The organism is Mycoplasmopsis californica, from assembly GCF_000695835.1.
Classification (GTDB): Bacteria; Bacillota_I; Bacilli_A; order Mycoplasmatales; family Metamycoplasmataceae; genus Mycoplasmopsis; species Mycoplasmopsis californica.
In genome coordinates this window covers 24736-40405 of record NZ_CP007521.1, presented here as the reverse complement: position 1 = coordinate 40405, position 15670 = coordinate 24736, and the positions used below count along the sequence as shown (strand labels likewise).

8 protein-coding genes, 1 tRNA gene and 1 pseudogene are annotated in these 15670 nt (G+C 30.2%); 2 read left to right on the top strand and 8 right to left on the bottom strand.

Annotated elements, in window-relative coordinates:
* Positions 1 to 448: 448 nt before the first annotated feature.
* The 5 genes and pseudogenes from MCFN_RS00160 to MCFN_RS00140 all read right to left on the bottom strand — a co-directional run bounded on the left by MCFN_RS00160 (position 449) and on the right by MCFN_RS00140 (position 10794).
* Positions 449 to 1432, bottom strand: a complete 984-nt coding sequence (locus MCFN_RS00160; protein ID WP_038560943.1) for an ABC transporter ATP-binding protein — start codon at positions 1430 to 1432, stop codon at positions 449 to 451.
* The gene (locus MCFN_RS00155) at positions 1432 to 9450 is read right to left on the bottom strand and encodes an ABC transporter permease (RefSeq protein WP_038560940.1); all 8019 of its coding nucleotides are present in this window, start codon (positions 9448 to 9450) and stop codon (positions 1432 to 1434) included. The genes MCFN_RS00160 and MCFN_RS00155 overlap by 1 nt, the downstream gene beginning before the upstream one ends.
* A 145-nt stretch (positions 9451 to 9595) precedes the next feature.
* A pseudogene (locus MCFN_RS00150) lies at positions 9596 to 9826 on the bottom strand (biotin/lipoyl-containing protein); the annotation flags it as partial.
* Between the two features lie 2 nt (positions 9827 to 9828).
* On the bottom strand, positions 9829 to 10560 hold the full coding sequence (locus tag MCFN_RS00145; RefSeq protein ID WP_038560934.1) for a 2-oxo acid dehydrogenase subunit E2: 732 nt from the start codon (positions 10558 to 10560) through the stop codon (positions 9829 to 9831).
* A gap of 15 nt (positions 10561 to 10575) precedes the next feature.
* Positions 10576 to 10794: a hypothetical protein gene (locus MCFN_RS00140; protein ID WP_038560932.1), complete on the bottom strand. Its 219-nt coding sequence runs from the start codon at positions 10792 to 10794 to the stop codon at positions 10576 to 10578.
* Between the two features lie 499 nt (positions 10795 to 11293).
* Here MCFN_RS00140 and MCFN_RS00135 point away from each other — a divergent pair, with 499 nt between their 5' ends.
* Positions 11294 to 12259 carry a phosphate acyltransferase gene (locus MCFN_RS00135; protein ID WP_038560929.1) on the top strand — a complete coding sequence of 322 codons (966 nt, stop codon included), beginning with the start codon at positions 11294 to 11296 and terminating at the stop codon, positions 12257 to 12259.
* A gap of 2 nt (positions 12260 to 12261) precedes the next feature.
* Entirely contained in the window at positions 12262 to 13449 is a 1188-nt protein-coding gene (locus MCFN_RS00130; protein WP_038560927.1) for an acetate/propionate family kinase, read from the top strand.
* Positions 13450 to 13547: 98 nt separating this feature from the next.
* On the opposite strand, the gene MCFN_RS00125 is transcribed toward MCFN_RS00130, so the two are convergent.
* The 3 genes from MCFN_RS00125 to tyrS all read right to left on the bottom strand — a co-directional run bounded on the left by MCFN_RS00125 (position 13548) and on the right by tyrS (position 15659).
* A complete protein-coding gene (locus MCFN_RS00125) occupies positions 13548 to 14207 on the bottom strand; it encodes a hypothetical protein (RefSeq protein ID WP_038560924.1) in 660 nt (219 codons plus the stop codon).
* A gap of 130 nt (positions 14208 to 14337) precedes the next feature.
* Positions 14338 to 14411 (bottom strand) — tRNA-Thr (locus MCFN_RS00120).
* Between the two features lie 9 nt (positions 14412 to 14420).
* Positions 14421 to 15659: a tyrosine--tRNA ligase gene (gene tyrS, locus MCFN_RS00115; RefSeq protein WP_038560922.1), complete on the bottom strand. Its 1239-nt coding sequence runs from the start codon at positions 15657 to 15659 to the stop codon at positions 14421 to 14423.
* Positions 15660 to 15670 lie beyond the last annotated feature (11 nt).

The following is a 15670-nucleotide window of genomic DNA, read 5'->3' as shown; positions in this document are numbered from 1 at the left end:
TAAAAAAACAATAAACTTTTGAGTCTCTTGCTGAAATACACAGGTATTTATTTGATTAAATTTATGATTTTGCTGGATAAATCCGAACTGTTGATGTTGAAAATGCAATTTCCGTTTTCTTCTTGTGTGCTTAAGTTCACAGAAAATATTAATGACCGTGAAATTTATATCAAGGGTATTTTACATTTAAGACAAGAGATTTATATATCAACCGGAAGTATTATGAAAATAACAGCTGTTGTTTGTCGATTATCAATACGGAGTATTGACTATAAACAAAAATGTGTTTTTCAATGAATTTTCTGGAAATGACAACTAATGAAACCAAATATCGTAAACGATGTTACAATACATTTTGCTCTACCCATAAATCTTTAACTTACCGTCACCGACTGGGTACTAAATTATTGTTTATTTTTCAAAACAAAAAAAGCGTAAAACGCTTTTTTTATTCATTGTATAATCCAATTTGATCTGGATGAAGCGGATTTTTATTAATCTCAACACTTTTTATTATACCTTTATCAATATTAATAATACGATGGCACATTGCACTCATCGCCGGATTATGACTTACCATTACTACTGTTGTGTTCCATTCTCTGTTAGCTTTATATAGAGAGTTTAAGACTATTCTAGTGGTTTTTTCGTCTAATGCCCCTGTTGGCTCGTCAGCGAAGATTATTGGTGCATTTTTTGCTAAAGCTCTCATAATCGAAACTCTTTGTTGTTGCCCGCCAGACATCTGTGGAGGAAATTTATTAATTTCTTCCGCCATTTCATAGCGATTAAACAACTCTTCTAAATTTAGACGTCTTTTTTTGTCTTTTTGCAATCAAACTCCCGTCATAACATTGTCAAAGGCGTTTAGATTTTCTAAGAGATTATAGTTTTGAAATATAAAGCTCACTTTATCACGTCTAAACTTTGTCAATGCACGATCAGAATAATAAGGGAAATTCATATTATCAACTATAACATCACCTAACGTAGGGCGATCTAATCCTGAAATTAAGTTTAATAATGTTGATTTACCACCACCACTAACACCTAAGATAAGTACTATTTCTCCTTGCTTAATTTCAATATCAATATGACTTAAAACTTTGGTTATAGTTTGGCCAGTTACATAATATTTACTCACATTTTTAACTTCAATAATATTATCGCCACTATTTTTAGCTAATTCTCCTCCATCTTTCCGACGTTTTTTTGATGCAATACGCTTAATGTAAGAACAAACACTTCTTGGTGCAATTATATTGCGAGCACTCCCGCTTGCGTCTATAACATCAAAAATATTATTTTTATTAACCTTAGTTTCAACAACATACTCAGAGGTTTGAGATTGCAAGGTTATTAATGATTTTTCTTCAACTGAAAGATTGCTATCTTTAAGTTTTTTCAGTCTTTTTTCAGTCTTTTTACTCATTATTTTCCTTTCAGCAAGTCAACAGGTTTCATTTTATTAATCGTAATTCAAATTGTAAATGATGTAACAATAAATATCGCAATTAACAACAATGTTGTTAATAATATATGTCAAATATTTATATGAAATACTAACGCAACACCTGTAAAACCTAATAATGCAGCGGTAAATAAATATTTAATAAATAGCACTAGTGGTATCGCTAAAATGATAGCAAATAGAATAAACGGAATATACACACTAAAGTACATCTTGATTTTTTCTTTTTGATTGTATCCTTGTATTGATCAAATTGCAATGTTTTTTTGATTTTCGCCAATCATGATTGTTGACATAATTATCAAAATAATCAATGAAATTGAGAAGCTTAACGCAATTATTGCCACCGTTATAGTTTGAATTGTTTCACCTACTTGAATAGCAAAACCTGACTCAATATCCTTAGAATCGATTGTGGTTGGCAATGCAACATACAACTTATCGTTGTAAATTTGTGCATATTTAACTATCGCTTCTTTTGGTTGTTCACGAATTGAATCATAAACATTTTGATTAAACTGGACTTGGTTTTTATCAAGGATTTTAATAATAATATTATCTATTTCTTGTTGTGATTTAATGCCGGCTAACGATTTGGCAATTACGCCGTTTTGTGGGTGGTATATCTGATCAAACATTGCCCGCATACTTTCAATAGAAGCTGTTTCAGTATCAAAACTATCAATTCCCGATCAATATCCACTCTTAGAATATAAACCTGTAGAATTAGTTACCTGTAATGGATAATTATTATTTGTTAAAACTCCGTTAAATTTAACAAAATCATTCGGAAGATTTAAAGAATTAAATCCAATAACTTCATTTGCCACGTCATACCTTGTTATAAATTCATTATTAATAAAAGTTTGATTTATCCCGATAACCTCAAATTTAGCTGGTTTAACCGTTTGCGTTTTTATCCCTGCTAAATTCAATAATTTATTTTGGTACCTATCAACGTGGTTGTTTATTTCTAGGTCTATTTGGTCACCGACTTTTAATGAATATCTTTTGGCTGCAACTTCATTAATTACCAGTGGAAATACTGAATTTTTACTGAAATTGTACATTTTCTTCATTAAATCTTGATTATAAATATTTGACAATTTTACATAAGGAGAATTATTCTGGTATCCATAAATTTTAATATCTTTACCATTATATTTCGACTGAATGTATGTATAAACTTCATCATGAGAATTCTCAAAATAGACTCCGCCAAAACTAATAAAGTAATCATTAATAGTCGGACCATAAATAGGGCCTGGATCTTCAAGTCAATAATTCATGTGAATTCGATCTTGTTCAATACCATTTGGAGCATGCTTAATAAGTTTTGGATTCTCTTTTTCAGCTTTAATTTTTTTATCCAAATCAGCATATCCTTCAACTAAGAATTTACGGTATTGGGCTCTTATTTTTCGCTCAGTAGTGATTTGCCTCATTTCATAATCTGTACCACTTCAATGAGCTCAAACAAATTTACCTTGTTTATCAAATGGGGAACGATAATATTTAAAGAAATCTAGTTTTTGACCTTTTTCATCAACAAGTGAAATATACTTGGTCTGTGGATCTATAATGAACTGCGCTCCGTTTTTTTGTTGTGTTCGTTCAAGTAAAATACCCACTTTATCTCTTGATTTGTCTATTTTAGCTTTTTGTGAATCGGGCATTGAATTATAGGCAACTAACCACGGATCTGCCGAAACACCAGCATCAACCTTAATCGAAGCTGAAAATTGCGTTAAAACGTGTGAATCATATCACGAATCAGTAGGTTTTTTAATTCCATTATGCCCTTCTGCATTCACGATTGAAGAATAACCCGGCTTAAAGAAGTCATTGGCTTCTCGTTGCGATTCTATTGATAAACCAATCGGCGTATAGATATTTTTGTTCAGGTTTTGTGGGCTGTAAAGTTTATATGGCCCTCCTTCTCTTGTCGGAGTTTCCATATCAACCTTAAAAGTGTAATGTCTATTTTGGTAAGTATTATTTACAGTTTTGCTAAAAATATTATTAGTTACCATTCCAAAAATAGTTGCTGATGCAGTTAATAAAGCGCTTATGCCAAACGCAATCAATTTTCAAAAGTTGCTAATAAATAGCATAAATGAAAAGCGACCTTTAACATTCGATTTTTTAGTAAATTTACTGTAATTTGACGCAAATTTAGATGTCGGAATATTAATTGATCCACTCATTAGTTGCACTGGGCTATGACGTAATGAAATTAACGATACAAGATAAATTAATAAACTCATACCCATAAACGGCATAAACACAGTAACAACCATTGAAATTCAATCAAAACTAATCGTTTCCTTCGGTAACGTTCAATAACTTCCAAAAACATTTAACAAGGTTAATTGCAAACTATTACCGATTGTATAACCCATCACTCCCCCTATAATTGAGGTAACAAGAGCGAATACAGTCAGCGATAAAGCGATCTGGCTAGCTGTGTAGCCTTGTGAAACAAGAATTCCCAGTACCTTGTTTTTATTTGAAATATAACGCTTAATAATAAATACAATCGAAACACCAACTACAAGGGTAAAGACGATTAACAATATAATTGTTGCTACTGAAATAATATTAATAATTGAATCAACCGTACTTAAACGAAGAGCACGCTCAGGGTTAATCGGATCTAGTTCGTTCGCTAAAAATACACGTTGTAGATTATTCGAATCACTTATTGAGTCGTCTACAATTTTTGTAATTTCTTTTTTCAAATCGGTGTCGGATGCTGTTCCATTATTTTTAACTAAAAGTGCTTGTTTAACAACATTCCCTGAATAAGCAAGTTTAATTCGAGCAAATCCATATTGATTTACATAAACTAAACCTTGATTTTTAACATTTACTTGCAAATTATTTTCGTCAATAACCGGGTACATATAATCAACACTAATTTCTTCGCCGACAATAATAAATTTAATACCATTGACGTCAATTGTGTATCTTGAATCCAAATTATTGATAAATTCACTTATTTTTAGTGGATCTAGTGGAATTTTTCCGTTGAAAATAGCTTTATTATTGGCACTTAAATATGCAAAGTTTGCTTTTGCCACAAAACTTGCTGGCGAATTAAAAACTACTTCTTTAATTGCTTTTGGCTCCACGATCTGATTTATTAATTCAGGTATCATTTTTAAGAAATTTATACCAAAAACATTAGGTAATGTGTCAGCAATTTTTCTTAGATGCTCAATTTCGGGGCCGTCTATGACTAAATTAACATTTTTATCTAAATTTAACGGCCTACTAGATGTGTCTCCCGTTGCAAATATTGCATCCAATTTTTGATTCAATGCGGTGTTAGTTAAGTTATTTTCTTGTGCTAATAACTCAAAATTACTTATTTTATTTAAAACTAGATAGGCAAGATTGCCATTTAACAAGCTTTTTTCATTTTTTTGCGAAGCTAAAAATGTTAATGGTACTTCTGGAAACACTAATCGCATGACAGGATTTATCAATGCCTTAGACAACCCAAATATTTCAGCTGCAAAAGAGGGAGATATTGATTTTAACATTTTATGTGCTGAGTTTCTTATTTCATAAAACTGAGGAGTTAATAAATAGTTTTCAACAAAATTACTGATTACATAGTGATATATGCCATTTCTCTGTGTTGAATTATTTGAGCTAAATTTTTGACTAGCACCGATGTAGGCAATTTGCGTTTCTAATATTTTTTTATTTTGAATTACTCAATCACGGTATTTTGGATTTTTACTCAATAATTCTTCAACCGAAGAATTATTGAATTTGCCGTCAGCTTTTTGACTGAATAACGTAATCAATTCAGGATTTTGCAAATATTCAGTAATGTAATAATTCAGTGACTTATCAAAAGGGATATTATCAGCAGTGGAACGTGCTTGACTTAACTTCAAAATCTCAGGCTTTAATGCAAAATTTAAGAAATCGCGTACAAATTTAGAAGACTCTACATAATTAGCTATCGGATTTAACAACATCTCAATATATGGAGAATAAATATCAAAAGTTTGAGCTCCTAGTGAGTATTCATTTGTAATTTTTGGTTTTGTCACACTTGAAATCAAATTTTTAATTAATTGTCATGAACTATTACCATCCGAAAACCGCATTAATTCAAATATTCAGTCAGTTCCTGTTTTATTTGCATTAGAAACAAATGGATTGGTGCCCCCTTTGGTTTGTTTTATAAAATCCAAAAGAGATTGCAATTTGGATAAAGCATCCTCTTTTGTAGTTTTTGCGTTAAACAAGTTTAATTCCGAAATTAAAGCTAGTCCATCATTTGAGATTACACTGAAATTAAAATCTGAAGCAGTTTGTATTTCTTTTTGTAATTTTGTCAGTCGTTGTTCATACTCATAATTTTTAAAAATTTTACTGTTTTTATCCTTCAATAAAGAATTGAATATTCCAACAAAATCTGTGAAGGATACTCGTTTTACGTCAGAATCGGGAATATATATTGCTTGTGATGTCCCGTTCAATTTTATTTCTTTTGTTTTACCAGATAGATTAAACATTTTAATCAAATTATCTTTGAAAACCCGACTTGAACCTTGAATACTAAAAATAGATTTTATAAATGCATTAATGCCAGCACGCGGTGTAATTCTCTCCAATAAAACTCTATGTATTTTTGAGGTTTTTTGACTGGTGTTTGGGTTAATTTCGCTAGTTTGGTAATCAATGAATTCAGTAGTTGTCGCTTTTGACAACTCCAAATATAACTTATCAAAATTTATTAAATTAATAATATTAATTAAACCCTCTTTAAAATTAGAATAGGGTTCTAAACCATTTTCACCACTATTAATCTTTTTAATTATCGGTTTTAAAGCTTGAATTAAATTCGGGGCAAATTTACCTAATACTTGATGTAATAAAGAATCTTTGTTATCTAAATTTAAAGATAATTCAAGGTCTAGATTTTTAATAAGCATAACTAGGGCGTCCTTTAACCTTTTTTGGTCAATTGACGAAAACACTCATTTAATGATATTAGCAGAACTTAATTTAGTTGTATATTTCTCATTAGTTTTTTGATTTATCACCACTTTATTGTTGTTATTTATAAATCAATCTCTTGCTTGCTCGCTGAATTTTTTAAAGTTTATTGAATCAATTATTCTTATGAACGATTCAACGACTTTATTTGGATTTTTAGAAGCATAAACGATTGCTCTTGCGTTAACAATTTTTTGAATATCAATCTGTGTTAATTGTTTAACTGTATTAAGTAAGGTTTCAACCTCTTTAACAAGTTTTTCTTTTTGTTTGTGAATATTTCCATTAGCACTTACATATTCAAGTGCACGTTGCATAACGTTAGTAATAATATATTTTAATAAATCACCTTTTGGATCATGACTTAATTCATATAAAAAATCATTGATTAGTTCTGGCATAATTGCTTGGTTTAATTTACCATTCGCAAAAACCGATGCAAAATTGTGTTTATTCAGAACCTTTTTTAATATTTTTCCAATATCTAAAACTTGAGTACTACTAATGAAACCGTATTTAACAAAAGTTGAATTTAATAAGTATTTTTCAATTGTTTTTGCCAAAATATCAATTCGTCCGTTTTTTAGAACATCATACATCAATTCATTTTTAGGAGCCAAGAAATAAATTGGTATATAGTGAACATTTTCAAATTCATTGTCTTTAAGTGCTCAGCCACCTTCACTCGTTTTAATGTGGTTAGTTGCAATAGTCAATTTATTTTTTTCAAGAAACTTAGCTAAAAGACCGGTGTCCATACTAATGTTATTAAACTCTTGAAAATATACAACATTGTATGTTCCGTCATTTATATTTTTCTCAACAATTCTAAATTTATTGTTTGAACCAATGACACCATAAATTGTTGATTTTCCGTTTGGATTAGCTGTATTTTTAGGATCATAATGAGCTAATTTAACAATTTTGGTATTATAAATTAAATTAGAATCTAAGCCATTAGGATTTGTGTCATGCACTGTTGCAAAATCATAAATTGGACTTATATAGTCAGGATCGGGATATAAATTTTTGAAAATAGATTGAATTAATAAGGAAGAGACAAAAGGATTTAATTGTTGCGCTGTATAAATTGAATTTGACGATTCAGAAAGTTTTGTAAGTGCAGTTGGTTGCTTAACCTCATTATACAGCCCTCCCACATTTAATTTTAAGCCATTGATTTTAAACTGTTGGTCTCCTGTATTTATAAAATGAAAAGTATTTTGCTTACCATTTTTTTCATCAACAGCATTTACCGTGACAGACTGTCTTAACCCAACGTTTTCAGCACCTACTCTCTCAACTATTTTATCTATAATAACTTTTTTAGTCGCTTCATAAGCACGGGAACTTATAAATGAATATTTTTGCGACAAAATATTTTCATTAGTTAGAGTGTGGTGTAATAACTGTTTATTTTCAAGATAAAGCTTGTTAAAATCTTCTTTTGCCTTGCCAATTAAATTATCTGATTCAATTGAAATTATTGATTTTGACTGCGATTCGTCAATTGCGTATGCTTTTCCAAGTGGACTAAATCGATTATCATTTGTATATAGTGAAACCTTGTCAATATCAGCATAAAATGATGCAGTACTTAATGGTAATTCGGTTCTTACTACTTCTTGTTTAGAACTGTCAAGTACTCATTTATTAGTGATTTTATCAAAAACATATGGTGTCGATACTCTAATCTTAACTTTTCGTCAGTTAGCAAATGTTTCTAATTTATCTCATTCAGCTTTTCGTTTCAAATCGCGTGGATCGCCCAATGATTCAATGTAAGTTTTAAAAGCACCTGTTCATTTGTCTTTCAAATCGCCTACATAACTTGTATAGTAGTGATTTCTTAAAAATTCCACACTCGTAAATATATTATTAATTCACACAGGTTTTAAAGTGTATTTTTGACCAGAACTCAGTAAATAATACTGGTTTTTAGGAACAAATATCAAATCCCCGGTTAAATCTTTTAAAAATAGTGATTCCTTAAATTCAAGCGTTTCACTGACAACGCCATTATAATTTTTAAATAAATTATTAAGTTTTGGTGAATTTAAATCAACTTCATAAAATAATTGTGACTCAATATTTTTCTTAAATCCAAGCGCCCCTGCAATACTAGATGGCGTAATTATAAACGCATTTTGTTCGTCAATCCAGCTTCTGCCTAATGTATAATCAGATGTAATTTCACGTGTTTTTACATTCAAATATAACTCAGAAATTTGGGTGGCATATTGCTTGCCGGCTATTGATTTTAGAGTTAAAATATCACCTAATCTAATTGGTTTTTTTATCGAGATCTTGGTATCCTCAGAAAGAGTTTGAATTGTTTTAACTTGGGTAAATTCTTTGCCGTTTTGAATATAAACCGGTAGTTTACGAGTGTTTTTAACACTAAAATATGCATCATTAATATTTTTAAGATTAAAAATATAATCTGATTTTACATCATTAAATTGTTCAGCACTATTTGCTGCTCCATAAATTTGAATTAAATCAAGCTTTTTAAAATATTTATCACTAAAACTAGGATTGGTGATTCCAATCTCACTTAACTTAATAAACTCATCAGCTTTTGAAAGATTTAAAATATTACGTTCAGCGTCAAGGTATTCATTAGCTATCTTAGAATATTGTGCAATTTTTCCTTGGTCTACACGATAAATAATTGGCTCATAATTCCGACCCCTAGATAAATTATCCAGAGTTTCGCCATTAATAATATAACCTTGATTGTAGGCTTTTCCTTGTGTGGGTAAATTTAAGTCAACGCTAATATCATGTAGTTTAGAAACAGTTTTGTAATTATTATATCCACCAACAACCACATTCCGAACACTTGATAGTAAAGTAAAAATAGCTGATGTTAAAAACACTAAAATACTTAGTCCAATTACAACAACTTTATTCTTACTTAATGACTTAAAGACTTCTTTGAATAAGCGTCACATGTCACTCCTAAATATATTAATAATATTTTATATTAATATTAAATTATTCAAATATTTACAACTTAATCACCACAAAGACTAAAATACATAATAAAAAAACAAAAAAGTACTGCTGTTAACAGTACTTTTAGGAATGTTTTTATTTTTCTTCGATTACAAAGATTTCATCACCAACTGTGATTTCTGATCCTGCTTCGATTAAAACTTCAGCAATAACACCTGTTGTAGGAGCAGGAATTTCTGAAGTCATTTTGTCAGTTTCAACTGAGAATAGTAAATCACCTTCTTTAACTGAATCACCAACTTTAACAAAAACTTCAGCAACTTTTCCTTCGTGTAGTCCTTCACCGATGTCTGTAAATTTCATTCTGAACATAATTATAATTCTCCTAATAATTCTGGTTTTTCTAATAATTCAAAAATTCTGTTATTTAAACGAGCCATGTCCGCACCATCAACTCAACGGTGGTCTGCAGCTATACTTAAATATAGTTGTTTAGTTGCCGCAAATGACCCATCTTTATTAACTTTAACTTCGTCAGCAATTGCTCCAACAGCTAGAATCGCAACCTGTCCCAAGTTAGGAATAGGAGAACCATGCATAACGCCAACTGAACCAACGTTTGTAATTGTGAAGTGTCCACCTGACATATCTTTCATAGTTAATTTTTTAGCTTGAGCTAGACCCGCTAAACGAACAATTTCTTTTTGTATTTCAACAATACTAATTTTTTCTGCATTTCTAATAACTGGAACAACTAGACCATATGGCGTATCAACAGCAATGTTAATATTTACGGTTTCTGGGTAAGTAACTTCTCCAGTTTCATTATTTCAAGCACCTAAAAATGCTGGAAATTCAGTCAATGCAATAGCTGTTGCCTTAACTATTCAAGATAAAAATGTTAATTTAACACCTTCTTTTTCTTGAATTGTAGCAACGTGTTTTTTACGATGATCTCACAATGCATTCACTTCACCTTTACGTGTTAAAGCACAATATGCAATTGTATCCATCACTGTTTTTAAGTTTTTAGCAATAGCTTTACGAATTGGAGCTATTTTTTCAACTTTAGCTTCTAAAGGTTTAGGTTGAATAATTTCTGCCATTTTAAATCCCTTTAACTATTTAGCTTCTTTAGCTTTTAGTCTTTCCAAAATTGCTTTTTCACGTGGTGAAAGTTCGCAATCACTTTTAGCTTCTTCCATGCATTTTTTGTCATCTTTTGCACAAGCTTCTTTTTTCTTGTTAAAGCATGAAAAATCTAAAACTTCATCTGATACTTTAATTAAACCAACAACCGCAGGAGCTGATTCTGGTTTTTTGTCTTCTGAATTTGACATATTATTTTCCTCCAATATAGAATAGGTAAGATCTATAAAATTTGAATTTTTTATACAGCAATTTAACGTTTTTTGTTGCCTGATGCATCAATGGCTAAAACATTAATATTGCTATGTTTATTATAATATAAAACTAAATTTACGATTTTAATTTCATAAAAGATTTTGTTTAATTTTGAATACCTCAAAAATTTCGCAGATAAACTAATCAACGCTTTTCCGCCATTTCAATTCTAAAAGCTTCTTAAAAATTAAATGTGTTAATTTTGTGAAATATGAAAAACATATATGGAAAAAATTTTTCGTGTTTTGTAAACGCCTATTTTTATTGATGTATTTACTTATGTACCTATAATATAGTCTTGAACAGAAACTACCTAAACACATTAAAAAAATAAAAAAATATTTTGTTCATTAAGAACAATTATTTTTGTCTGAAAATCAAATCCAAAAATAATAAAATTTAGTTAATACATATCAACAAAAAGGAGATGTAAAAATGTCAAATTTTAGTGAACACATACAAACATTACTTGCTAAAAAAGCAAAAAATAAAATATTATCAGTTCTATTTATTGATGGTGATGATAAAAGAGCACGCGAAGCAGCTCTATACCTTCAGGAACACAATTTAGCAAATCCAATTATGCTTCTTGAAAACGAAACCCAAGTAGTTCAGGATGGATTAAAAAACATTATTTTAACTCAGGAAACTGAAAAAATTGAACAATATGCTCAAAAAATGGCAGAAATTAGAAAAGGGAAAGAAGATTTAGAAACCTGTCGAAAATTAGTAAGTTATCGTCCTTATTATGGTGCTATGATGATTAAAAATAAAGATATTGATAGTGCTGTCGGGGGATTGATATATTCAACGCAAGATATCTTGCGTGCTGCATTTAAATGCGTTGGCCCTAAACCTGGAATAAAAACAATGTCATCAGTTATTATAATGCACAAAGGGGAAGAAAAAGTTATTTTTACCGATCCTTCAACAGTTCAAAAACCAGATGTAAATCAATTGGTTGATTTGGCATCTAATGCAATAGATTTTGCCAAATCAATGGACATGAACTCACTGGGAGCATTCCTAACATATTCAACAAATGGCTCAGGTAAAGGCGAAAATCCAGATTTAGTTAGGGAAGCTGTTAAGATCGCTGATGAAAAAGGCTTAAATATTATTAAAGGTGAATTGCAATTTGATTCGGCTTATGATTTAGGTGTTCGTGGCAAAAAATTCCCTTCTGCTTCACAAGAACCAGTCGGAGTTTACATTTTTCCAAATCTTGAAAGTTGCAACATAGGATGTAAAATAGCTCAACGAATGGGTGGATATGGAGCTGTTGGAGCAATTATGGTTGGTGTAAACGGTGCAATTAACGACTTTAGTCGTGGTGCAAGCGTTCAAGATGTTATCGATGTTACCTCAATCACTATTTTGAAAGGTTATGAATTTCTTTAATTATGCAAAAAATACTAACCGTTAATGCAGGTAGCTCAAGTTTAAAATGAGCACTATATTCATACACAAAAATGGAACTTTTAGCAAAAGGTATTTGCGAACGTATTAGATTAGACGGCAATATTATTATTAAGCATCATAATCAGACTATTGAATATAAAGTAGATATGCCTGACCATGTTATAGCTGTTAAAGAACTACTAAAATTGTGAGAAAAACACGGTATTATTAGAGATTTTAGTGAAATATTAGTCGTTGGTTTTAGGACGCCTTATGCAGGCCACAAATTTCTTTCCCCAGTAATTTATACAGATGAAGTTAAATCAGGTATTCAAGAAGCTGCAAAATTTATTCCCTTACACGCGCCAGCAACTCTTGATGCCGTACAGGCATTTCAAGTTGCATTGCCAAATGTAACTAAAGTTATTTGCCAGGATACCGCTTTTCACACAACAATTCCACTTATAAATCAAACTTTTCCAATTAATCGGGAATGAGCTGAAAAATTCCATATCAAAAAATTCGGTTACCACGGGTTAAGTCATGACTATATCACCTGAAAAATGCAAAAAGTATTGAACAAGAAAAAAGTTAATATTGTTATTGCTCATCTTGGTTCAGGTAGTTCAATTTGTGCTGTAAAAGACTCAAAATCATACGATGTTTCAGTAGGTTTCAGTTCATATGACGGTTTAATGATGGGTACGCGTCCAGGCGGAATTGATCCTGGTATTACTGATTATTTAGTAAGAGTTGAAAATCAGGACGCCCAAGAAGTACAGGACATGATGGTTAAACAATCAGGATTATTAGGAGTTTCTGGTATTTCAAACGATATTAGAGACCTACATAAAGTTTATGATAAGGAACCACGTGCAAAATTGGCTATTGATATATTTGTTTCCAGAGCAGTTGATTATATTGCGAGCTACCTAAATAAAATAGGTAAAAATGTTGATGCTCTTGTTTTCACTGCTGGGATTGGCGAAAATGATCATATAGTAAGAGATATGGTTGTTAAAGGTTTACATGCCTACGGCATCAAAGTCTCAGGACCTAAAAACAACGCTAATTATGATGATTATATGGTTATTTCTACACCTGGTTCAAAATTTCCAATCTATAAAGTTCGTACAGATGAAGAAATTGTTATTGCACGCTATGCAAAAAAGCTAATTAAATCTAATTAAAATTTCGTAAATATAAAATCCACAATATAAAATGTGGATTTTTTGATATTTATTAAAAAATACTGTTAATTAATCAGTATTTATACTGCTAAATATATTTAAGACATTATGTTAATTAGACTTTTTGAATTTATTTTTACTAAAATAGCTTCCAACTCATTATTATATTTTATGTCTTGATTTTTAAATTCACTATTTTCTCGTAAATATTTTGAATTTTTATAACCATTTTTAATACCTTTTCTTAAATTAGGTATTATTTCGCTAATAATTACTTTTTTTCTATCTTCGGTTAATGATGTTAGATTTCTTGTTTCGTTTCTTAATGTAAACAAATCAAATATTACGTGAGCAAATTTTGCAAGAGCAATATTTTCATTATAAATTAGTTGATTATTAAGTCTTGTTAAAAATCCAGGGAATGTTTCTAAAATATCCTTTGATTGATTCATTTTTTTAATTAAATCTATGTCAGAATTTATTTTTGGTTGACTATATAACAACTCATATAAATCGATGAAAGCTTTATAATCTTCTAATGCTTTTTTATAATCGCCATCAACAAAATCAGATGATGATAATTTATTTTTATGGTCATTTATTTTTTTAATGTTTTCATCCAACAATTTAATTACCTCATTTTTAGAATTTTTCTCTATTTTTGACGCAACTGAAACATGTATTATAGTAGCACTTAATGCCGCAATCGATGAAACAAATCCAAAACCAACTAGAATTTTTAGTTTATTATTCTTCATAATTCACTCCTTAACATAAATTAATTATATTTTAATATTTTTTACTAAAAACATACAACAAAAAGCACGAAATACTAACTTATTGATATTGAAAAAAAGAAAAAAGGCCTACACAGCCTTTAACATCATATGGTGCCGATTACGAGAATCGAACTCGTGGCTACTGATTACGAGTCAGCTGCTTTACCACTAAGCGAAATCGGCATAAACAAATTATATTGTTTTTAACAAAATAGTTTGTTTTTTACCTTTTTTAAGTATAGCAAATTTACCTTGATAAAATTTAGGATTAAAGTTATAAGACTCGGTTACTGCCTCACCATCAACTCTTAATGCTTGCGTTTGGATAAATTCTCTTGCTTCACGTTTTGAATTAAGGATCTTATTGCCAATTAATTCTTCAATTAAATTTGCGTTTTTATGCACCTGCACAACTTTTAAATAAGGTTGCATTAACTCAATATCTGAGACGTTTAATTGAGTTGCATCAAAGTCCTTAGAATATAAAATAGATGCTATGTTTTTTGAAATTTGAGCATCTTCTTCCCCGAAAATATCTTTAACAACCTCATAAGCTAAACGTTGCTGGGCGTATTGTTTTGCTGGATTTTGTGAATGTTTTTCAATAATTTTGGCAATTTCTTCAATTTTTAAAAAAGTAAATCAGTATAACATTTTTTCAGTAACGAAATCACCTTGCGTCACTAAATATTGGTACATATTATATGGGGAAGACATTGTTTTATCCAATCATAAGGCTCCACCACCAGTACTTTTACCAATTTTATTTCCATTTTCATCAGTTAAAAGATTTAAAGTAATACCTACGGCTTTTGCATTCGCATCGCCGAAAACTGTCGAAATCATGTCTAATCCTGTCGTAATATTACCTCATTGGTCCGATCCCCCAATTTGAACTCTAATATTATCATTTGTGTATAAGTTCAAAAAGTCATTTCCTTGAAGCAGTGTATAAGCAAATTCAGTAAATGATAACCCTCTATTAATTCGAGAAGAAACAGAATCTTTTGCAAGCATATATGAAATATTAACTAATTTACCAACATCTCTTAAAAATGTCAATATATTCATATCTTTATAAATTTCGTAATTGTCGATTACATCTAAGCCAATTTTGCTTAATTGTAATTTAATTTTGTTTTTATTTTCATTAACTTGCGAATTATCAAGCAAAATTCTTTCAGAATCTCTGAACGAAGGGTCGCCAATCATCCCGGTCGCTCCCCCTACCATTGCATACGTTTTAAATCCCGCAATCTGAAATCTTTTTAAGGTCGCCATTATAATATAGTTCCCTAGGTGTAAACTTTTAGCAGTAGGATCAAAACCTGCATAAACAGCTACCTCAGAAGGTTTAAGTTGATTGAATTTTTCTTCATTTGAAATCTGTTTTAAGATTCCTCTATCTTTTAATTCCTTTAGCACATTCATTATCACCTCTT